Source organism: Vibrio coralliirubri (genome assembly GCF_024347375.1).
Taxonomy (GTDB): Bacteria; Pseudomonadota; Gammaproteobacteria; order Enterobacterales; family Vibrionaceae; genus Vibrio; species Vibrio coralliirubri.
The window spans coordinates 1,357,908-1,377,856 of sequence record NZ_AP025471.1; the positions used below are offsets into that span (position 1 = coordinate 1,357,908).

Annotated in this window: 21 protein-coding genes, 1 pseudogene and 1 riboswitch; of the genes and pseudogenes, 9 read left to right on the plus strand and 13 right to left on the minus strand. The window is 42.0% G+C overall.

Features of this window, described 5'->3' with window-relative positions; all coding sequences use genetic code 11:
• Positions 1-47 precede the first annotated feature (47 nt).
• From OCV20_RS22755 to OCV20_RS25900, 4 genes are all read right to left on the minus strand, one after another.
• On the minus strand, positions 48-890 hold the full coding sequence (locus OCV20_RS22755; protein ID WP_108721729.1) for an IS3 family transposase: 843 nt from the start codon (positions 888-890) through the stop codon (positions 48-50).
• Positions 887-1,396, minus strand: a complete 510-nt coding sequence (locus OCV20_RS22760) for a helix-turn-helix domain-containing protein (RefSeq protein ID WP_086774936.1) — start codon at positions 1,394-1,396, stop codon at positions 887-889. Before OCV20_RS22760 ends, OCV20_RS22755 begins: the two co-directional genes overlap by 4 nt.
• A 140-nt stretch (positions 1,397-1,536) precedes the next feature.
• Positions 1,537-2,151, minus strand: coding sequence for a DUF6198 family protein (locus tag OCV20_RS22765; protein WP_017065874.1), 615 nt, complete (start codon positions 2,149-2,151; stop codon positions 1,537-1,539).
• A 460-nt stretch (positions 2,152-2,611) separates the two neighbouring features.
• Positions 2,612-2,761 carry a hypothetical protein gene (locus OCV20_RS25900; protein ID WP_202910151.1) on the minus strand — a complete coding sequence of 50 codons (150 nt, stop codon included), beginning with the start codon at positions 2,759-2,761 and terminating at the stop codon, positions 2,612-2,614.
• A gap of 29 nt (positions 2,762-2,790) precedes the next feature.
• On the opposite strand from OCV20_RS25900, the gene OCV20_RS22775 reads away from it, so the two are divergent.
• From OCV20_RS22775 to OCV20_RS22785, 3 genes are all read left to right on the plus strand, one after another.
• The gene (locus tag OCV20_RS22775) at positions 2,791-4,002 is read left to right on the plus strand and encodes an MFS transporter (protein WP_048611602.1); all 1,212 of its coding nucleotides are present in this window, start codon (positions 2,791-2,793) and stop codon (positions 4,000-4,002) included.
• Positions 4,003-4,226: 224 nt separating this feature from the next.
• Positions 4,227-4,952 carry a sulfite exporter TauE/SafE family protein gene (locus tag OCV20_RS22780; protein ID WP_193841066.1) on the plus strand — a complete coding sequence of 242 codons (726 nt, stop codon included), beginning with the start codon at positions 4,227-4,229 and terminating at the stop codon, positions 4,950-4,952.
• 79 nt (positions 4,953-5,031) lie between these two features.
• Positions 5,032-5,394, plus strand: coding sequence for an MmcQ/YjbR family DNA-binding protein (locus OCV20_RS22785; protein ID WP_050620040.1), 363 nt, complete (start codon positions 5,032-5,034; stop codon positions 5,392-5,394).
• Positions 5,395-5,422: 28 nt separating this feature from the next.
• On the opposite strand, the gene OCV20_RS22790 is transcribed toward OCV20_RS22785, so the two are convergent.
• Complete coding sequence (locus OCV20_RS22790; RefSeq protein ID WP_086775628.1) at positions 5,423-6,166, minus strand: phosphatase PAP2 family protein; 744 nt, start codon at positions 6,164-6,166, stop codon at positions 5,423-5,425.
• Between the two features lie 373 nt (positions 6,167-6,539).
• Positions 6,540-6,690, plus strand: a riboswitch (FMN riboswitch).
• Positions 6,691-7,037: 347 nt separating this feature from the next.
• On the opposite strand from OCV20_RS22790, the gene ribB reads away from it, so the two are divergent.
• A complete protein-coding gene (gene ribB, locus OCV20_RS22795) occupies positions 7,038-7,694 on the plus strand; it encodes a 3,4-dihydroxy-2-butanone-4-phosphate synthase (RefSeq protein WP_086775629.1) in 657 nt (218 codons plus the stop codon).
• A gap of 345 nt (positions 7,695-8,039) precedes the next feature.
• On the plus strand, positions 8,040-8,888 hold the full coding sequence (locus tag OCV20_RS22800; RefSeq protein WP_048611609.1) for a hypothetical protein: 849 nt from the start codon (positions 8,040-8,042) through the stop codon (positions 8,886-8,888).
• A gap of 223 nt (positions 8,889-9,111) precedes the next feature.
• Here OCV20_RS22800 and OCV20_RS22805 read toward each other — a convergent pair whose 3' ends face one another.
• Positions 9,112-9,357 (minus strand): hypothetical protein, encoded by a 246-nt coding sequence (locus OCV20_RS22805; RefSeq protein WP_086775630.1) that lies wholly within the window; start codon positions 9,355-9,357, stop codon positions 9,112-9,114.
• A 242-nt stretch (positions 9,358-9,599) separates the two neighbouring features.
• Between OCV20_RS22805 and OCV20_RS22810 the strand changes: the two genes are divergently transcribed.
• From OCV20_RS22810 to OCV20_RS22820, 3 genes are all read left to right on the plus strand, one after another.
• A complete protein-coding gene (locus OCV20_RS22810) occupies positions 9,600-10,109 on the plus strand; it encodes a helix-turn-helix domain-containing protein (protein WP_086774936.1) in 510 nt (169 codons plus the stop codon).
• Positions 10,106-10,948, plus strand: coding sequence for an IS3 family transposase (locus tag OCV20_RS22815; protein WP_108721729.1), 843 nt, complete (start codon positions 10,106-10,108; stop codon positions 10,946-10,948). Before OCV20_RS22810 ends, OCV20_RS22815 begins: the two co-directional genes overlap by 4 nt.
• Before the next feature lie 241 nt (positions 10,949-11,189).
• Positions 11,190-11,366, plus strand: coding sequence for a hypothetical protein (locus OCV20_RS22820; protein WP_261881458.1), 177 nt, complete (start codon positions 11,190-11,192; stop codon positions 11,364-11,366).
• A gap of 64 nt (positions 11,367-11,430) precedes the next feature.
• Here the strand turns inward: OCV20_RS22820 and OCV20_RS22825 are convergent, their stop codons facing one another.
• From OCV20_RS22825 to OCV20_RS22840, 4 genes and pseudogenes are all read right to left on the minus strand, one after another.
• Entirely contained in the window at positions 11,431-13,245 is a 1,815-nt protein-coding gene (locus OCV20_RS22825; protein WP_086774168.1) for a DUF4365 domain-containing protein, read from the minus strand.
• Between the two features lie 1,086 nt (positions 13,246-14,331).
• Positions 14,332-14,915: pseudogene (locus OCV20_RS22830) on the minus strand (tyrosine-type recombinase/integrase).
• A 101-nt stretch (positions 14,916-15,016) separates the two neighbouring features.
• Positions 15,017-15,568, minus strand: coding sequence for a carboxymuconolactone decarboxylase family protein (locus OCV20_RS22835; RefSeq protein WP_086774169.1), 552 nt, complete (start codon positions 15,566-15,568; stop codon positions 15,017-15,019).
• 39 nt (positions 15,569-15,607) lie between these two features.
• On the minus strand, positions 15,608-15,850 hold the full coding sequence (locus OCV20_RS22840; RefSeq protein WP_086774170.1) for a DUF2798 domain-containing protein: 243 nt from the start codon (positions 15,848-15,850) through the stop codon (positions 15,608-15,610).
• Between the two features lie 148 nt (positions 15,851-15,998).
• On the opposite strand from OCV20_RS22840, the gene OCV20_RS22845 reads away from it, so the two are divergent.
• The gene (locus tag OCV20_RS22845; protein ID WP_048606971.1) at positions 15,999-16,922 is read left to right on the plus strand and encodes a LysR family transcriptional regulator; all 924 of its coding nucleotides are present in this window, start codon (positions 15,999-16,001) and stop codon (positions 16,920-16,922) included.
• Positions 16,923-16,994: 72 nt separating this feature from the next.
• Here OCV20_RS22845 and OCV20_RS22850 read toward each other — a convergent pair whose 3' ends face one another.
• The 3 genes from OCV20_RS22850 to OCV20_RS22865 all read right to left on the minus strand — a co-directional run bounded on the left by OCV20_RS22850 (position 16,995) and on the right by OCV20_RS22865 (position 19,627).
• The gene (locus tag OCV20_RS22850) at positions 16,995-17,510 is read right to left on the minus strand and encodes a hypothetical protein (protein WP_048617572.1); all 516 of its coding nucleotides are present in this window, start codon (positions 17,508-17,510) and stop codon (positions 16,995-16,997) included.
• Positions 17,511-18,096: 586 nt separating this feature from the next.
• Positions 18,097-18,561 carry an NIF family HAD-type phosphatase gene (locus OCV20_RS22855; RefSeq protein WP_017074778.1) on the minus strand — a complete coding sequence of 155 codons (465 nt, stop codon included), beginning with the start codon at positions 18,559-18,561 and terminating at the stop codon, positions 18,097-18,099.
• A 241-nt stretch (positions 18,562-18,802) separates the two neighbouring features.
• On the minus strand, positions 18,803-19,627 hold the full coding sequence (locus tag OCV20_RS22865) for a hypothetical protein (RefSeq protein ID WP_086774171.1): 825 nt from the start codon (positions 19,625-19,627) through the stop codon (positions 18,803-18,805).
• Between the last annotated feature and the right edge of the window lie 322 nt (positions 19,628-19,949).

Below are 19,949 nucleotides of genomic sequence, written 5' to 3' on the forward strand. Positions count from 1 at the left end.
ACAAAGCCAGCAATTGTGAAGTGACCCCGTAAAGTTGGACATTTCTGTTAAGCGGCTTTCAAGGCCTGAGTTCGATATTCTATCGGAGTCAGGCCTTTTAGTTTCACTTTTATACGTTTGGTATTGTAGTACTCGATGTATTCTTTAATCTGCTCTATCAGAGCATCTGCATCTTCAAAGCTTTGGTTGTGATACATCTCGGTTTTGAGTAAAGCAAAAAAGTTTTCAGCAACAGCATTATCCAAGCAGTTACCTTTTCTCGACATGCTTTGCGTTAACCCACTCTCCGCTACCTTTTTCTGATACTGTCGATGGCGATATTGCCAACCTTGATCGCTATGTATAATTGGCTTTGAGTTGGGTTTAAGCGTTGATATAGCTTCCGTCAGCATATCTGTGACAAGCGGCAAGCAGGCATTTTTGGCCACTCTATAAGCAACCACCTCCTGAGTAAACAAGTCGACAACGGGAGATAAGTATACTTTCTGCTCTTTGACTTTGAACTCCGTGACATCAGTTACCCACTTTTCATCGGGTTGAGTCGCACTAAAATCTCTTTCAAGAACGTTGGGAGCAGCTTTTCCTGACTCTCCTCGGTATGAACGATACTTTTTAATCCTGACCGTCGATTTAAGGTTGAGCTGAGCCATAAGCCTTTGAACCGTTTTGTGATTAAGCACGAACCCCTGATTCTTTAGTTCCAAGTGAATACGGCGGTAGCCGTATCGCCCCTTATGTTCATGATAAATTGACTTTATCAACCGCAGCTCACGTTCGTAGCTATTTTGGCGCTTGCTCGTTTGAGCCTGATAATAAAAGACACTTTTTGCCAACTGTAGAGTGTGCAGTAAGTGCTTTAATGGGTACTTGCCTTTAAGAGTTAGAGCTATGACCGCTTTTTCTTTGTTCGACGGTTTTTTTTCTGCTCCAACTCTTCCAACTTTTTTAGAACGGCATTCTCGGTTCGTAAGTAGACCAACTCCTCTTTTAGCTCCTCAAGTGTCATTTCATTATCAGGCTTAGTGGTACGTTGAGGTTGCTGTTTCATTGAGGGTCTTCCTTTCTGGCGCATTTCGAGCCCCTTGATACCGAGCTCATTAAATCGTTTAAGCCAGACAGAGAGTATTCCAGGGGATGAGAGGTTTAATACAGCGCTAGTGTGCGTGAGAGACCATTCATTCGTCCACATTAAATTCAATGCTTTTCGTTTTGTTTGAGCAGTCGCGGCATGATTAGTTGGTAAAAATGAATCAGTACCATGGATGGCAAAGACTTGAGCCCAATACCGTATCTGCCTTGAAGAAATTGAATATTGTTTTGCTAAGTAGAGAGATGACGTGCCATCTAAGTATTGCTTAGCAATGATACATTTTAGCTCTCGGCTATATTTGGACATAAAAAGACCCCCAATAATTGGTGTCCAACTATTGGGGGTCAGTTCATTGATGCTGGCTTTGTTGTTTTCATAATCTGCAAATCACGCTTTGCTTAAGCAAATCTAGAGCTTAAGCGAATCGAGTGCTTGATCGAACCGAACTATGCTGCTTCGGCTTTTACCACAGGTTGATAGCGCCCCGGTTTATGATTCATTGCTAGAATCAAGTTGGTGACTATCGCACCAAGCACAGACAGAAGAACCAATGACACATCAACAATGAACAGAGAAAGCACAACAATCGTGCAGTCTAATGCCATCTGAACCTTACCCGCTCGAATTCCAAAACGTTCTTGTAAGAACAACGCCAGAATGTTGAAGCCACCTAAGCTCATCTTGTGACGGAAAATCACCAACATGCCGGTACCAATCAAGCCACCACCAAGTAAAGCTGCATACAATGCATGAATTTCGGCAATTTGAATCACGTGATACAAGTGATCCACAGCGAACGAAACAATCGAAACAGCGATAAACGTATTTATGGTGAAGCGCCAGCCCATACGAGCAACCGACAAAATATAGAAAGGTAAGTTAAGTGCGAAGAATACTTGGCCAAAGCTCAAATCTGTTACTTTGGTAATGAAGATCGCTAGACCAGCCGTGCCTCCGGTGAGCAAACCGACTTGGTTGAAAAAGATAACGCCGAGTGAAACCAGTGCGCTACCTAAGATCAGTGCCAGTAAGTTTTCGCGAAGGTTATGATCTTTATCCATGTGAATGACTCTCCCTGAATCTTTTAACATCGCGTTTCAGTAGTCTTGAAACGATTTATGCCCAAATTTACGATGTTTGACAGATAAGTCGAGTGAACGAGCAATGTTGCTTAGTGATTAGTTTGTATATTAGTTTTTACAGCTTTGTGAAAACTGCTATTAAACATATAGTTATAAACCTGAATTTAGGCTTTCATTCTTAATTAGATAGTTGTTTGTATTAACCAACGAGCTTCAAGTTTTCTTATTTATTGAACACGTTTTGTCCCAATTCCAATCAAGCGACAATCTATGCATAAAACGCATAGACTACATCACCAATGGTCATTTGATACATAACCTACTCATCACTATGATGCGCGACTTCTTACAACATTGAGCGCATGTCAACACCGTATGTTTTCACAATCTCTTTTTGCCCAATTGGCCAGAATGACGCTATTTCTCGTCATTAGTTTGGTTATTGTGCATCACAGTCAGCCATTGATTGATCTCTTGGCTCAGCATGCCGTGAGCAGTGGCTGCCACCAGCAATCAGCGCATGATCATTCTGAGCACGAACAACACCATGAGATGACTGACCAACACATGTCAGCGCAAGACCACTCACATCACCACCATTAATTTAAGAGTATTAGAATGAGCATTTTCCGTTTTCCTTTACTGGTATGGCTTGGGATAGGCACACTTATTATCAGTCTAGGGATCAGACAATCATTCGGCATTTTCATGATGCCAATTTCAGAGCATTTCGGTACAGGTCGCGAGTTTTTCAGCTTTGCGATTGCGCTACAAAACCTTTTGTTCGGCGTGTTCCAACCTTTTGTTGGTATGGCAGCTGACAAATGGGGAGCAAGACGCATCATTATCGCGGGTGCATGTGCTTACGGTTTGGGTTTACTTCTTACCTCAATTTCTACCGAATCGAGCATGCTTTACGTTTCATTGGGTGCACTCGTTGGCCTTGGCTTAAGTGCGACAAGTTATGTGATCGTGCTTGGCGCAGTGGCGAAAGTTGTACCAGCAGAGCACGCGGCTAAGGCGTTTGGCTTAACCACGGCTGCAGGTTCATTTGGTATGTTCGCGGTAATTCCGGGCGCACAATACATGCTGAACGAGTTTGATTGGCAAAGTGCGATGCAAGTGTTTGGCGTACTGTGTTGTTTGATGATCTCTTTTGCGTTGTTCATGCGAGCGCCTAAAGCAGCCTCAAACAAACAAGCGCAAGCTGAAGAGAACCAAACACTGAAAGAAGCGTTGTCTGAAGCGTTTGCTCACAAAGGTTACTGGTTGATTCACGCAGGCTTCTTCGTGTGCGGTTTCCACGTAATGTTTATCGCAACGCACTTACCGAGCTATTTAGCAGATAAAGACCTACCCGCGAGCAGCGCTGCGATGGCACTGGCTTACGTTGGCATCTTCAACATCTTCGGGTCTTACTTCTGGGGTGTGATGGGCGACAAGTTCAGCAAACGCCACGTTATGTCTGCACTGTACTTAGTGCGAACTGTGGTTATCGGTGCGTTTGTTACTCTGCCTGTGACTGAGTCAACTGCGGCTATCTTCGGTGCGGCCATTGGATTCTGCTGGTTGGGCACAGTGCCGCTAACGTCTGGCTTAGTTCGTCAGATCTTCGGTGCTCGTTACCTGTCGACGTTGTACGGTTTGGTGTTCTTTACTCACCAAGTGGGTAGCTTCTTAGGCGCTTGGGTTGGCGGTCGTATTTACGATTACTACGGTTCTTACGAGCCAATCTGGTGGTCAACGGTGGTATTGGCATTTGCGGCAGCGCTTATCCATTTACCAATCAATGACAAGCCGATTGAGCGACTGAAATTGGCAATGGCTTAACGTTTTATGCTGACTCCCCCACTAGCGTAAACAACAAGTCGTTCCAATAAAGCGAGTGAGTATTGAAAGGAAGCATCCTGAGATACTCACTCGCTTTTTTGTTGGTCGCGATAATAGAAATTATAACTAGCGAAACTGGCATAAACCTCACTGAATAATAAGACTATTGTTTTGGTTTTCATTTATAGTATCCACCCGCTCCTTTAAAACTAATCCGCAGGCTTATGGAATACATAGATCAGACTGTCCTTATCGCAATGGCACTCATTTTTGTCGGCTCGTTTGTGCAAACCGCAATCGGCTTTGGTTTGGCCATTGTTGCAGCCCCACTGCTGTTTTTGGTCTCTCCAGATTATGTACCTGCGCCTATCTGTTTAATCGGTCTGTTTATCTCGTTATTCAACGCTTTTAAACATAGAGCAAATATCTCGATTGGCGGATTAAAAATCGCATTGCTGGGCCGTATTCCGGGGTCACTGGCAGGTGGTGCTTTGTTGGTTATGGTTTCAACGAGCGTGTTATCACTATGGTTGGGCTTATTGGTAGTATTTGCCGTGATTGTTAGCCTACTGCCCTTTAGACTCGAACCAACCCCAACTAAGATGGGTATTGCGGGTTTCTTCTCTGGGTTCTTTGGCACCAGCTCGGGTATTGGTGGTCCGCCGATGGCACTGCTACTGCAACACCAAGACGCTAATCAGCTTCGTGGTAACCTTTCTGCGTTTTTCGTGTTTAGTTCGATCATCTCGTTACTGGTACAGATCCCGATTGGCTTCTTCACCATGCACCATTTGATCATTACCATCCCTTTGCTGCCTGCGGCTTGGTTGGGTTATAAAGTGGCATTGATGACGACACAAAGCATCCCTAAAGAGAAAATACGTATCGGTTCTTTACTGCTATGTTCTATCAGTGGCTTTACGGCAATCTGGCAGGGGTTAGCTGGCTAGTTATTAGCGATAAAAACGAGAAGAAGAAAGGCATCTTAAAAACCACAGATCAAACACCCAATAGATAAAAGGACGTTCTATGACTTACGACGAATTCAATGCATTCTGCGAGTCACTGCCTGCAACCAGTTATGTGATGCAGTGGAATAACTCTCACGTTTGGAAAGTGGGTGGCAAGGTGTTTGCGATTGGTGGTTGGGGACCAAAAGATGAGCCTGCTTTTATCTTCAAGGCGTCCGATCAGAATTTCGACTTTCTCAAAGAAGAGCCGGGCTATAAACCCGCCCCCTACTTTGCTTCGCGTGGCATGAAATGGATTCAGCTTTTTGAGAGCACATCAGAAAGGGATGAGGAGCTGAGATACTACCTCACGGAGTCACACCGAATTGTGTCTTTGGGGCTTACCAAAAAGAAACAAGCAGAACTCGGGCTCAATCAGTAGCCAGAATCTCTGCTTGTTAAATATAGAATTATGCACTTCTTAAAAACTTGGGCAATAAAGGTTCTATCTTTTGCGTTGGAATCAGTGGCACCAATAAATAAATTAAACCCGCAAAGGCGATAGACGCCGCTAAGTCTTCAGGTCGATGCATGCCAAGCCAAACACGGCTATAGGCGACACCACCAGCCCAAACCAACAAACCGCCGACTAAATAAAAGCGTTTCGCCTCTAGGAACAATCCGCCAAAGAATGCCAAACACACACCGACAAAGATCATGTGCCCTGATGGGAAAGAGTAATCCGTTTCGCCAAGCCAATGACGAGTTCGCCACTCGCTGACCTTATCTTGCACAGATTCAATCGCGGCATTTTTTTCTACCAAAGGCAGCTCATAAAACAGCTCTGGCATTTCAACCACTTCCTGCGTTACCAAATACTCAGAATAAGGACGGGGGCTCTCTGTTGAATGCTTTAAGAAGGTCTTCGCTGCAAAGCTAAGCACCAGCAACATACCGAGCTGCAGGCAAAGGCTGGCTAACTTAGCTTTAGAAAACTTCATCGTGAGCAAGACTAAAGACAACACAGCCAGCGTCACCAAGAACCCTTGATTACCCGCTGAGTAAGTCACGAACGTCATAAAGGCACCATAGAAAGGCAGAACCGCGCTTCCAAGGTCGAAGTCAGATCCAAAGATCAAAAAGGGTACTAGAGAATACAAGCTTAAAACGAGCAGTAATAAGCCTTTGGATTTGTTAGAGAACAGAGAAGTCATGGCTAAGATCTTTGAGATAAAGTGGTCGGATGCTATCGCAGCTTAGCATCGCCAATATCAATTTTATGTCAAAACGGTCAGTAAGCCGTCATGGTGTAATAATAATCGATTAAAGGGCCTCTTGAGTATTGAGCTGATGAACTGTCACTTCATCACCAATAATACAGACCATCCACTTGTGCACATATAGACATCAAAACCCACTAAACATAACCTGCGCCCGACTAAACACCACACGCCAAGGTCTGCCGATAAAGTGAACACTTACCGGGTTATAAGGCCAGAATCTGAAAAACTTTGCTGTCAGTCCTTTAAATCCACTATCGAAAGGATTACCATCTGGTCTGCTTTCAAAGCAAAACAAATTATTAATTTTTATTCTCAGGGCGGGGCGAAATTCCCCACCGGCGGTATGTCCTTAGTAAAATCTAAAGATAAGCCCGCGAGCGCTCGATTCGTCGAGGTCAGCAGATCTGGTGAGATGCCAGAGCCGACGGTTATAGTCCGGATGAGAGAGAATGGAAACACACTCGTTTAAGTTGGAAAGGCGCACCTATCTATTGGGTTGATGCCTCCAACTCAGACGGGTGCATTTCGTTTTGGATAAAACCATAATGAGCTAATACCAATCACAGTAAATAAATGATCAGAGATAGCGCAGGAAAAACGCTTGAGAACAAGGCAAAATTTTTCGATAAGTAGTTATTCTACAGTCAAAAATTCTAACGCCGTTATCAAGGGTTTTAACCAGCTAGAATGACCAGTTGTTTACTACGATTGGTACAAGTTACTTGTAATGAGTAGGCTTTGTTGTGCTCGGTTGAGATCCCTCATACAGCCCTGATTCTGGTGATATTTTAGGAGTTTAACCATGAATCAGTCTTCACTACTTGCCGAATTTGGCGAACCAATCACTCGCGTTGAAAACGCACTGCAAGCTCTGCGCGAAGGTCGTGGCGTACTTCTACTTGACGATGAAGATCGTGAAAACGAAGGCGACATCATCTACTCAGTAGAACACCTAACCAATGCTCAAATGGCGCTTATGATCCGCGAATGCAGCGGCATTGTGTGCCTATGTCTAACCGACGAGCAAGCAAACCAACTTGAACTTCCACCTATGGTTGTTGATAACAACAGCGCAAACCAAACTGCGTTTACTGTCACTATCGAAGCAAAAATTGGCGTAACAACAGGTGTTTCTGCCGCTGACCGTGTAACAACGATCAAGACAGCTGCCAACCCAACAGCTAAGCCTACTGACCTTGCTCGCCCTGGCCACGTATTCCCATTGCGTGCGCGTAAAGGTGGCGTACTTGCTCGCCGTGGTCACACAGAAGGTACTGTGGATCTTATGCAAATGGCTGGTCTTCAATCGGCTGGCGTACTATGTGAAGTAACCAACCCAGACGGCACAATGGCAAAAGCGCCAGAGATCGTTGCTTTCGGCAAACTACACAACATGCCAGTACTGACCATTGAAGATATGGTGATGTACCGCACTGAGTTCGACCTTAAGCTTGCGTAACGTTTAGTGCTAAACGCTTAGTACTTAGCACTTAAGATAACGAAATTCAGAAATGAACATTGAAAGGCCTCACTCTTACTGCTTTTTCTAGTTAAAAGTATATAAAGGGTGAGGCCTTCTTCATTTCCTACACTGAAATCCAAGATCCATCTCCTCGCCAACGACTAACCTCTCAAAAACTCCTGCAAAATATGAGAAACATTCACTCGAATGGTGAAGTCATGCACCATCATTGATCATCCATAATTACAGAGAAATCATAAACAACTGAAATATAACATTTATTTATTTTGGCACGGTGTCTGCACTACCACTAAGTAGGTATACAAATATTAGGAGTTGAATATGTTTGTAGTTATTTCAGTGGGTTTATCCCTATTAGTACTTGCGGCCCTGTTTCATTTCTCAAGGAAGAGACAAACAGCGCTATCACACAGGTTTGAAACCTTAGTTCTGCTTAGAGAATTATTGTTGTTATCACGCAAACATCGCGCGGCAACGCACTACGCTCTGGCTTATCGATTGTCTAGTGAGTCGATTCGTAAAGTGAACGAGATTTACGACAACATACTTGAGGTATCTGAGCTACTTCAATCTCATGTCTCGTTCGATAGTCGCCCTATGTATCGCATCTATCACCTTAAGCTCATTGCCATGCACAGTGATTGGCAAAACCGCAGCTTGGTGCGTAACCAATCGATTCATGGCAAAACGATTCGCCATAGCATGTTCTTGATGGATGAAGTGATGATCATCTGGCTGATTCAGTCTGAGCGAGAAGACATGAGCCGTGAGTATCACATGAATTGGCAACAGATCTTAGACTGCATGGAAATCCTGACCAAGTTACGCATGTGTATACCTGATATGGAAAAGCCTGAGGAGTATGCGAGATTCAAATTCTACGCATCTCAGACACACCGTAAACTCAACCAATTATCGATTATCTGCCCTATCAGCAGTGGGTCACCCATTTGCACACGTGCGATGCATGCACTCACCGAGATCGCATCAAGCACTGAAGCGACCCAACCAGCAGATAGCATGTACGAATTAACCAGTGATATTTCTAGCGTCGTGTCGCAAGTTTACGACCAAGTATTATCCGACATTACTAGAAGCTTGTATCAGCCTTTACCAGACGTAAACGAAAAGGTGATAAATACCCGATTATCCGTACATCATTACATGTAAAGACTTCGTGAGAGGAGAGCGTGCTGGAACTCTGAATTATTGAGTTCAAATCTAACTATCCAAGACTTTCTGGACTAAAATCTGAAACTTTATACTTTCAACAACTTATATAGCACCCTGACTTTCCAGATAATTTCCAGAAAAACTGGATATCTCATATTAAAAGGCACTGATTCAGGGTGTTTTCCAGAAAACAATGCCGATTGTTTATAGCAGATGTCCCTTAAGCTAAACCACTCATCTCTACACTCACAGACAAAAAGCCAACCTTTCTAGCAACCCCAATAGCAGCATCAGTTGTCTTGAATCCACGTAAAGTCTCTGAACGCTGAAGTGTTACATAGTATTGATCAGACTTCTTCTTGCCTACAAACATTAGGTTCCAGTTGTCCCCAAACACCTCTGGCACCACAACAGCCTTAGTCAATTCACCCGCAGCGAATCTAATCTCCAAATCACGTTGTTCCAAAACTTATTCTCCATAGACTCTAATAATAGGTCAATATATAGCAACGTTTAAAATCCAATTCTAAACGATAAAAAGCCAATTCCAAACAAAGAATACCCTTTGATTGAAATTTGATTAATAACGTTTGAATTTGGCTTTTAAACAATAACCCTAGATGTACTCCTTTTATGCAACCCTTATAATAAAAGCCCTAAACTGAACTGACCCCCAATAGTTGGACACCAATTATTGGGGGTCTTTTTATGTCCAAATATAGCCGAGAGCTAAAATGTATCATTGCTAAGCAATACTTAGATGGCACGTCATCTCTCTACTTAGCAAAACAATATTCAATTTCTTCAAGGCAGATACGGTATTGGGCTCAAGTCTTTGCCATCCATGGTACTGATTCATTTTTACCAACTAATCATGCCGCGACTGCTCAAACAAAACGAAAAGCATTGAATTTAATGTGGACGAATGAATGGTCTCTCACGCACACTAGCGCTGTATTAAACCTCTCATCCCCTGGAATACTCTCTGTCTGGCTTAAACGATTTAATGAGCTCGGTATCAAGGGGCTCGAAATGCGCCAGAAAGGAAGACCCTCAATGAAACAGCAACCTCAACGTACCACTAAGCCTGATAATGAAATGACACTTGAGGAGCTAAAAGAGGAGTTGGTCTACTTACGAACCGAGAATGCCGTTCTAAAAAAGTTGGAAGAGTTGGAGCAGAAAAAAAACCGTCGAACAAAGAAAAAGCGGTCATAGCTCTAACTCTTAAAGGCAAGTACCCATTAAAGCACTTACTGCACACTCTACAGTTGGCAAAAAGTGTCTTTTATTATCAGGCTCAAACGAGCAAGCGCCAAAATAGCTACGAACGTGAGCTGCGGTTGATAAAGTCAATTTATCATGAACATAAGGGGCGATACGGCTACCGCCGTATTCACTTGGAACTAAAGAATCAGGGGTTCGTGCTTAATCACAAAACGGTTCAAAGGCTTATGGCTCAGCTCAACCTTAAATCGACGGTCAGGATTAAAAAGTATCGTTCATACCGAGGAGAGTCAGGAAAAGCTGCTCCCAACGTTCTTGAAAGAGATTTTAGTGCGACTCAACCCGATGAAAAGTGGGTAACTGATGTCACGGAGTTCAAAGTCAAAGAGCAGAAAGTATACTTATCTCCCGTTGTCGACTTGTTTACTCAGGAGGTGGTTGCTTATAGAGTGGCCAAAAATGCCTGCTTGCCGCTTGTCACAGATATGCTGACGGAAGCTATATCAACGCTTAAACCCAACTCAAAGCCAATTATACATAGCGATCAAGGTTGGCAATATCGCCATCGACAGTATCAGAAAAAGGTAGCGGAGAGTGGGTTAACGCAAAGCATGTCGAGAAAAGGTAACTGCTTGGATAATGCTGTTGCTGAAAACTTTTTTGCTTTACTCAAAACCGAGATGTATCACAACCAAAGCTTTGAAGATGCAGATGCTCTGATAGAGCAGATTAAAGAATACATCGAGTACTACAATACCAAACGTATAAAAGTGAAACTAAAAGGCCTGACTCCGATAGAATATCGAACTCAGGCCTTGAAAGCCGCTTAACAGAAATGTCCAACTTTACGGGGTCACTTCAAGCACGATTATCTTTAGGGCTTTTCTATTCAGCAACCAAGCAACAATCCCTAAATTCAATCGTATGGGGAAAATTGCAGGTCTCGGTAGTGAGGATGTAACAATGCTCAGACAAGGCTTCTTGTATAACTCAGAAGGTTTGCACCCCATTCCGTTTTCGAAACATGTGGACGACCCCGACTATGAAGAATCATGGTCTGATGGACTTGTTATGTTCCATAACCCTAATGCTATACACAAGGTTAACCCTGATGCATTCTCGGATATCAGCCATATTTTCTATTCAGAAGAAGAAGGGTTTACTGGATTCCACCAACCTTATGATGTGCTGAACTCCATAACTGTTGTCGTGACAACGAAGCCAGAAACTGAAGTTGACGTCGCTTAATTGCTATATAGAGGTGTGCTACAGCACCTCTATTCTTTGATTTCGAAATGGCTGCATAAGCAGTTTAAAAGTCTATCTTATCAAGCCAATCGACATGCTTTTTGCGTTCTTCTTGTTGCCATTTCAAACTCCAAACCCAATCATCTGCTCTTGGTGAACAATCAGAGCATTTATCACAATGACTTTGCTTAAATCCTAACGCAAACTCTGGTCCCTCAGAGTTATCGAATGCTTTGATCAACAAGTTCCCAGTTCCAACTGTGTGTTTATGCTTTAAACAAGTCATGATAGGCATACTTAAAGAGTGCATCCCTAACTGTTGAGCGATCATTCCTCTCGGTCGGTAATCAACAAACATATGCTCACAATGACCAATAATATCTGTAGGGTCATAATTGGCTAGGCCTATTGCTACAAATTGCCCCTCTCTCGACGCAGGATCGTGTGGGTCCATGCCAAGATTCTTAGCGATGTCCGCAAAAAATTGCTTTTGCTCTTCGATACTAGCTTCAAAAAGTGGCTTCGGTTCTTCCTTACTAGCTATTATATTATCAAGTGCATACAATAACTTTTCAGCACTCGGACAATGCTCAAGAATTAAAGATCTAACGTCAAACTTAACAATAGTTTGGAGCTCAGATTGTAAATTGACCATAAGATACAACTGCTCAATTTTTCTCATCTCACTAACAATTGACGAGTACATCAATACTGTATGCAGCATCTTTTCAAACCACTCATCTAGGAATGCTATAGCTTCATTTGAACCACGTGCAGTATGAATTGTTTTAAACATACCTATAGATAAGGCCACATCACACATCAAATCCGCCAAGATATTAAACTGACCAAGGTTAACTAACCTGTGGCACATGTTTATGATCTTCTGCAACTGAGCACAAGCATCATGGTATTGCTTGTGTATTTCTCGGTTCATATACAAATATTCAAAACTGTCAGATTTGAAATTTTCATTTGAATGATGGTGAGCATGTAGTTGCTCAACTTTGAAGCTAAACAGCGAGCTTCTAGCCTTAGCTATTGCGGTAAGACGGAAAGCAGCCTCTTTCTGTTCTCTTGCAAAGACAACTAGGCATTCACATAGCTTCAACTGCTCTTCAATCTGCTCATTCTTGATTTGTTTATAGGGAGCGATCTTAAAGGCATAGTCAAAATAAAGAGTAGCTAAAAAGCGATCCTTTGCTGGCACAATGCGCGATTGAATAATGTTACTGGCTTGCTGATAAAGGTCATCAAATGACCTAGCAAGTAGGAGTTGGTCTAACTTCATGTGATAAGCCTTAAACAAAGCATCACCAACTTGTTCAATACATGTGTTCAACGCTTCTGGTTGCAGTGTCTTACAGTTACTAACGGCTGCCTTTAGGTCTCTGATTGATAAAAAATCCCAACACTCTTGAACAGCCACCAATAATCTATCAAAAGATACTGAATCGTTTCTTTCTAGCTTATTTTCAACGGATAAATGGACAGTCAAAGTATCAGTAGACGAATCTCTTACTTTCTCTAATATTTCTTTATTATCAGTGACTGAAACCCAGTAGATCTCTTCGCTTGATACCTCCACTACCACTAATATCACTGGAATATTGAAATTGAGATAATACTGAAGACGGGCGCGAGAAACCGAGAAAGACAACTTCTGACCATCCTCAATAAATGAACAGTTCTCTTGACCTTTAAGCTGAATTTTAAACAAGCTTTCTTGACCAAGAGCTTTACCACTTGAGTCTTTTAGCTCTATCTCACAATCAATGCCGTGATCATCCTGATCTTCTTGACTTCGGATAATCCAGTTTAGAGGTGCTTTATAATTAAAAATTCTCCCTGCTGCTGCGCCAATCTCACCCGCATTCATAGTTAAGCCTCATGATTTTAAAGACTTTTATTCTAACCGGAAGCTGCAAAAATTTAAATTCAAATAGAGCAAGTCATGATGAGAGTTATGTCGGATTACTTTAACTAGGCCAAAACTTGTATCGAGGGGGGGAAGCCAAAGACATCCAAAACAAGTTTGGGGCATTTTCGTGTTTCATACCCCGCCATCAGGTCTCTGGACATAAGTTAGTCAGTTACTTTGTAAGCATGTCATAAACCCCATATTCTAATCGCCAAGTACAAATATTAAGATCAAGTCTCTAACCACACGGAGATTTGAAATGGCAAAACGACGCTCTAACGTAAACGCCCCATGAACCCACGGGACAATTCCCCCAAAATTTTATTAGCGTCGAAGATGGTATTTAGTGCATTAGTAGCACTACTGTATTTACTCATAAAAGTCACCAAAGAAAGCATAATGAAACTTCGAAGCGAACTAATGATTAAGCTATTGTTTATTAAATAATTAAATGATGTTTGATTTGCTCGCATTATGCATTTGGAGCCACCTCCATTATGCATTTGGGGTGGTTTCCATCGAGCATTTATGGCCAGATCTATGAATAATTTCTAGCACACTCTTTCTAATCAACCACAGTTACTTATTTATTTAGGATTGGACTGCTTGATTATCTCTGAATTTAACTCCATGTCATCCGTTATCTTGAGCTATCCTGATCAACATTAAAGTCAGAACTACTGTCAACTCCAGTTTAAAATTGACCCACTTATCGACGTTATCGCCGAAATAAAACTGCAATTCTTTATTTTCACGTCACTAAATGAATAAACAAGGAGCTAGCATTGGATCTATAAATTTCAACTTTCACCCCGTATTACATCATGAGGGTTCCACAACGATCAGCACGACAGGGATGGATAAGTTTTGGTAGAGCAAACGCACATTAACAGCATGTGTATGAGTAAAAGAACTAAGTGGGAAAGGGTCATTTTCGTGATAGAAAGTACCGTGAGTAAGAATTCAGATTATGAAGATTTTGGACAAAAACGAGACAGGGAAAAAGCTCTGATGCATCAACATTTGATACTCATACCTTATAAATCAGCTCTCAATTTCTTCGGATAAACGAAGGGCGTCCTCCAACTCAACACCCAAATATTTGATGGTGTTTTCAATCTTGGTATGCCCGAGTAAAAGCTGTATCGCTCGAATATTTTTAGTCTTCTGGTAAATCAATGTCGCTTTAGTTCGGCGTAGTGAATGAGTTCCGTAGAGATCAGGGTTATGACCTAAAGCAAGTGCCCAACTTCGAATAATTCGACGGTAATATGAATAGCTTAGAGATTGATGGGGCTTTCGTGGGCTTGGAAAAAGGTAATCTTTAGGTTGAAGCTCTTGGTCTTTAATCCAATGACTCAGCGTTTGCTGTGTTCTCTGAGTGATTTCAAACTGAACGTCATTGCCTGTCTTTTTCTGAACATATTGACACGGTTGAATACTAAGAAGTTAGATGAAACATCTGATACCCTTAATGATAAGAGGTCATTTGAACGTAGCTTGCTATCGATTGCAAGGTTAAGAAGAGATAGTTCCATCAGATTATTACTGAGCTCTAAGCGAGTCCTAATACGCCAGATTTCCTCTAATCTAAATGGCTTTTTTACACCCGTTTTCTTGCACTCCATATGCTCCCTCGTTGTACTGTTGTTAACAGACATCTAAATATGAAGTTTTGTGAAAAAAGAGCGAACATACTCGTTCGCTCTATAACATCTAGCTCGTGGGACTATTTTTTAGACCAAGCAAACTTCTCAAATACTTTGTCTACTGGTGTGTGAGCAACGTGGTTTACATAGTTACTGATCACTTTCTGAGATAGACCAAGGATCACTTCCAGTACCTGTTGCTGGCCGTAACCCGCTGCAAAGAATGCCTCAAGGCCTGCCTCTGAAACGTTGCCACGCTCACGCACTACCGCAAGAGTGAAGTCTTTTAGTGCTTGAAGCTTTTCTGTAGGCATCGCTTCATCGTTACGCAGTGCTTCAGTCAGTGATGGGGCAACTTTCATCGAATGTGCAATACCAGTGTGTGCAGGGACGCAGTAGTGGCACTCATGTTCAACATTAATGGTTTGCCATATAACTGTTAGTTCTTCAGCATCAAATGACGTGTTAGTAAATTGCTGGTGCAGTTGAGTGTAAGCCGTTAGGATTTGAGGAGACTCAGCCATGACAGCGTAAAGGCTTGGAACCATACCCATTTGCTTTTGTGCGCCTTCAAGGATTGCTTTGCTTTTCTCAGGTGCTGACTCAACAGTGTGTAGTTTAAATTCGCTCATTTTCTCTTTCCTATTATCTAACTTATTAACTTTACTGACTTATTTTACTTCTGGCTCTAGCAGCACTTTGGTTACGAACAGACGAACCGCTGGTGCTACAAGGGCTAAAATTAACAGTGCAGATGGCACCATTTTTGAAACTGCGTTTAACCATGCATCAAAGAATACGCCTTGCTCTGGCAGTGTTTTCGCTACCATGATGGCTGGCATGCTAAGAAGCATAGTAGGTAAAACCATAGAAACCATTAGTGGGTATTGGAACTTACGTGAAAACTTTTTCATGATTGACTCTCTTATGCCTGACTTCGATTGGCTAACTGATGGGGTTATATTAGCCCCGCCCATCACAATCAAAAATAGACAACATTGAACTTGAATCTTTCATATTTGAATGATTAACTCAGAGTGTAATCCTCAAGAGCGATCAATTATGAAAGCAAAAGACATCTCCAATCTTTATCTGTTTTGCCAATCTGTCGAGTGCGGTGGCTTTGCAGCAGCGAGCCTTAAAACACACGTTTCAGCCCCGACGTTATCAAGGGCGGTAGCAAGTCTTGAGGATAAACTGGGTGAAAAACTGGTACATCGTAATGCAAAACAGTTCCAGCTCACGACAGCTGGCGACGAATATTACCAGCGCTTCGCTGCCCTATTCATGCAGCTGAATGATGAATGGACGCAGCTCTCGAATAGTCAGCCCGTATTAACGGGTGAAATCCGAGTATCTTGCCCTGAGCCATTTGCTGATAATTTTCTGCAAAAGATGGCAATTGAGTTTATGCAGCTTCACCCAGAGGTCACCGTCACCATTCAATTTAGCGCAGGCACAGAGCGTTTCTTTGATGAGCAGATTGACCTTGCGATTGTGACGACCCCACCTCATGCCAATCATTTAATACAGCGTCAGTTGTTTGAATCATCATTAATGCTAGCGGCATCACCCAGCTATATCGAAAAACATGGTCAGCCAGAACGAGCAGAAGAGTTAATTAACCATCAGCTACTCTCAGGTAATAACTTGCCATATTGGGAGCTAAAAGAAGATGGCAAGGCGATCCGCATTCCCTATCAGCCTCGTTACTCAATCAGCAGCCTGCGTTTAAATATTGATGCGACAATAGCAGGAGCAGGGATCTGCATGATGCCAAGAGCAGCCTTTGAAAAGCATGCAGAAAGAAAAGAGTTAATAGAGGTATTGCCAGACGTTGAATACCCAACCGGTAAAGCATTTTTGGTGTGGGCAGACAGAAAGCTGATAGCGACCAGAGTGGTTGCCTTTAGAGATATGATTTTTGAACGGTTTGGGCAATCGGCGGAGTTTCTGGCTTCAATTCACTCAGAGCGAAACTCGTAGTTATTGTATTTATGAAATGAAAAACGCCAGACTAGACGAACTAATCTGGCGTTTACTTTGTAACTTTAACGATTACTTTTTACGAATATATAGGAATGCATTTAACCAAGCTAACCCAAGAATGATCAGTGTCATTACCGGTGGTTTAGACTGAAGCGGTAGCACTTCGGCCGGCACACTTGGCAATAGGTGAACATACACCGCGACGATCATAATTGCGGTCGTTAATAGCGTTGATAATTGCATCGCTTTATCTTTAATCGGTGCTGCGAGCGCCTTATCACCAATCATCACCACCAGTAGCAGTAAACCTGCAAAAATCTCACCTAATTGACCCGCCCAACGAGACAAAGTTGGGAAAGGCAGTTCACTCAGTGCGATTTGTTTTGCGAACATAGTCGTAAACGGGTCAAAGAATTTTACTGTTCCCGCCATCACCATAAAGGCACCAAGAAGACCCGTTAAGATCTTTTGAACTTTCGTCCCTACGCCATCGGTTTTGTCATAGCTACGGACCAAAAAAACACCCGTAACGAGTAGCATTGTGCCGATAAGAGATAGCTCAAGAATTAGTTGTGATGTGCTCATAGGAAACCTTCATTATGTGTTAGCAAGTTGATGGCGCTATTCTACGAAATACTCTAAAGCTCAAAAATAGACAACTTCGATTGATATCCATGCAAAAATGAAAGCTTGATCTATATATGGATTTACTTCCTAGAGCGTTTTGGGGCAAAAGTGTGCTAGGAGTCATTGGTAGAGGGTACTCCAGATGCCCAACACGAGTATATTGAAGGATCTTTAATCCATTTATAAACAACAATTTAAGTGTCATTTCACTGCGAGGTTTTATTGACTTTTCTTTACCGAATTTTGATGAGTAAATACAGCCGCACTACTAGGCATTGTATGTCATCTACGAAGCCACTAAAGTTTGGGTCATTTATAAGCTCTGAATCGAAAATTCACGCAACCAAGATTTGGTGACCAAACCTTGGTTGCGTCCTATTTCAGATAAATAAGTGCATGATTCAAACTATTTGTTATGCACCTGTTTGGGTAAAAAGATGATAGTACTCACACCCATGAATGATAATTAACAATACTATCCATTATTGGAAGTGCAAACCCTCTTATTGATTGTCCAAAATCAATCATCCACTACACTGTGCCATCAGCCTTGATTTTTCGGTATTTGTGAGCCAGCAGTGTTGTAAGATCGCAGTACATCCAGAGTCTCTAGCAATTGGCTGTCGGTATCAGGGTATGGGCTTGCGAATTGCTTAATACTGACCCATCGGCTTCGCTGGTTTTTTTCGATATATTCTTCCACATCGTCGACGATAACTGTTTTTGCTACATTCGAATTACATATAAATGCTAGATTTTTCTTGCGGCTTGACCACTCAACATACTCCATTGAGGCAAACCAATCGGGCGCAACTCCCTCTGAAACAAGGAGCCGTGCTATCTGACGAAATCGCGATTCACTAACTGTCGTGTACATTACCACTCGTTCAGTAATGTCCTTGCAACCTTCGAGGAACAAGTGCAAATGAGGTCGTGCAATTTGACTTATTGCGTTGCTGATTAATGTACCCTCAAGATCTAGCGCAATAATTTTAATTGCATTATTCATTTATCACTATTTCACCTCTGCGTACTAGTAGGCAGAATCTAGTGTAGTCGTGGCTGTATACGTAGATCGGGTGGGGAACAGTTGAGCCTGCCATATAGTCATCAAATGCAGCTAGCGTATGAGCTGGCAGTGAGCTTGGGTCTACTACTCTAAATGCAGAATTCGTCAACTCGAAACTTTCTAGTAAAGGGATTAACATATTCAATTCATCTCTCATCAAATTACTCCTCATGATTAATAATTAAACAAATTCTTTCCGATGTATTAGCGATGTAATTATTCTTTCGAGATTTTTGATACTCAGGCTAACATCACAGATTCGAGTAGGAAAATTCTGTTTTGGAACATGATTCTTCTTACTATCATGGATCGGGATTAGCATTTTAATCTCAGTATCTGCCCCTGCTAATTCCGATACTGCGTGAGTATCACAAGGTGATCTCAGATCTAGTCTCAGTGCATTAATCAAGGCAGTGGAATTAATGGCGCTCCTAGTTAAAAATTCAGGCAGTTTTAAATAAGCCTCTCCCTTGTTAACTATCTGAAATTTAAAGTTATTTGGAACTAAATTTCCTTCGATGTAACCTTCTAGATTGAGAGTTAATTGATTTCTCCTCTGACTACAGACGGTCAACAACGGTTGGCTGATTTTCAGTATCGATGTTTGACAGTTAAACTCGTACGAGATATCTGGATAATGATTTTGGAAACTCTCTGAACTGTTGTTTCTGAGATGTCTGTAAAGAGCATGACTCGCGATTTGTTGATTTTTTGAGGGTTCGACAAGATATACACATTCATTATCGAAATAATCAATGTCACTGGTTGATTGGATATTTAGATCTATCACATTTCGTAGTAACCCCATTTCCTCGATGTTTTTTTCATTTTTATAGAGTTCATTCAGTTTTATGAACAGATCAAGCCTTTCTTCATAGCTGATCGAAAAGTAAAACTTTTGTAGTGCTATTTGCCAATCTTTTTGTTGAGGATAGTCGTCATCGAGCCGTACTGAAGCATATTGTCGAGTCAGTTTTGCGTCCTCTTGTAAATCAGTTAAATACATAAGTCTCACTATTTGTCCTATCAATCGTTAAATAACTTAACCTAGAATACGTCATCAGATCTGATCCCTCGCCACCCCAACAGCATTGCGTTTAACGCCCAACCGATGGACCTAACTCCCGAGCAGAAAAACAACGTACAACCTACGAACACCCAAAATCCGCTCGTAATAAACTGCAAAATTTCTAGCATGGAATCCTCTTTGATATGCGAATTTTCGATAATTTACATTTCTAGTGATGCTTTTGTCAATAGTATTTTTGGTAGAATTTCTATTTAAATCAATCAGTTATGATCAAGTGTTTTATTGCAGGGGTGTGTTT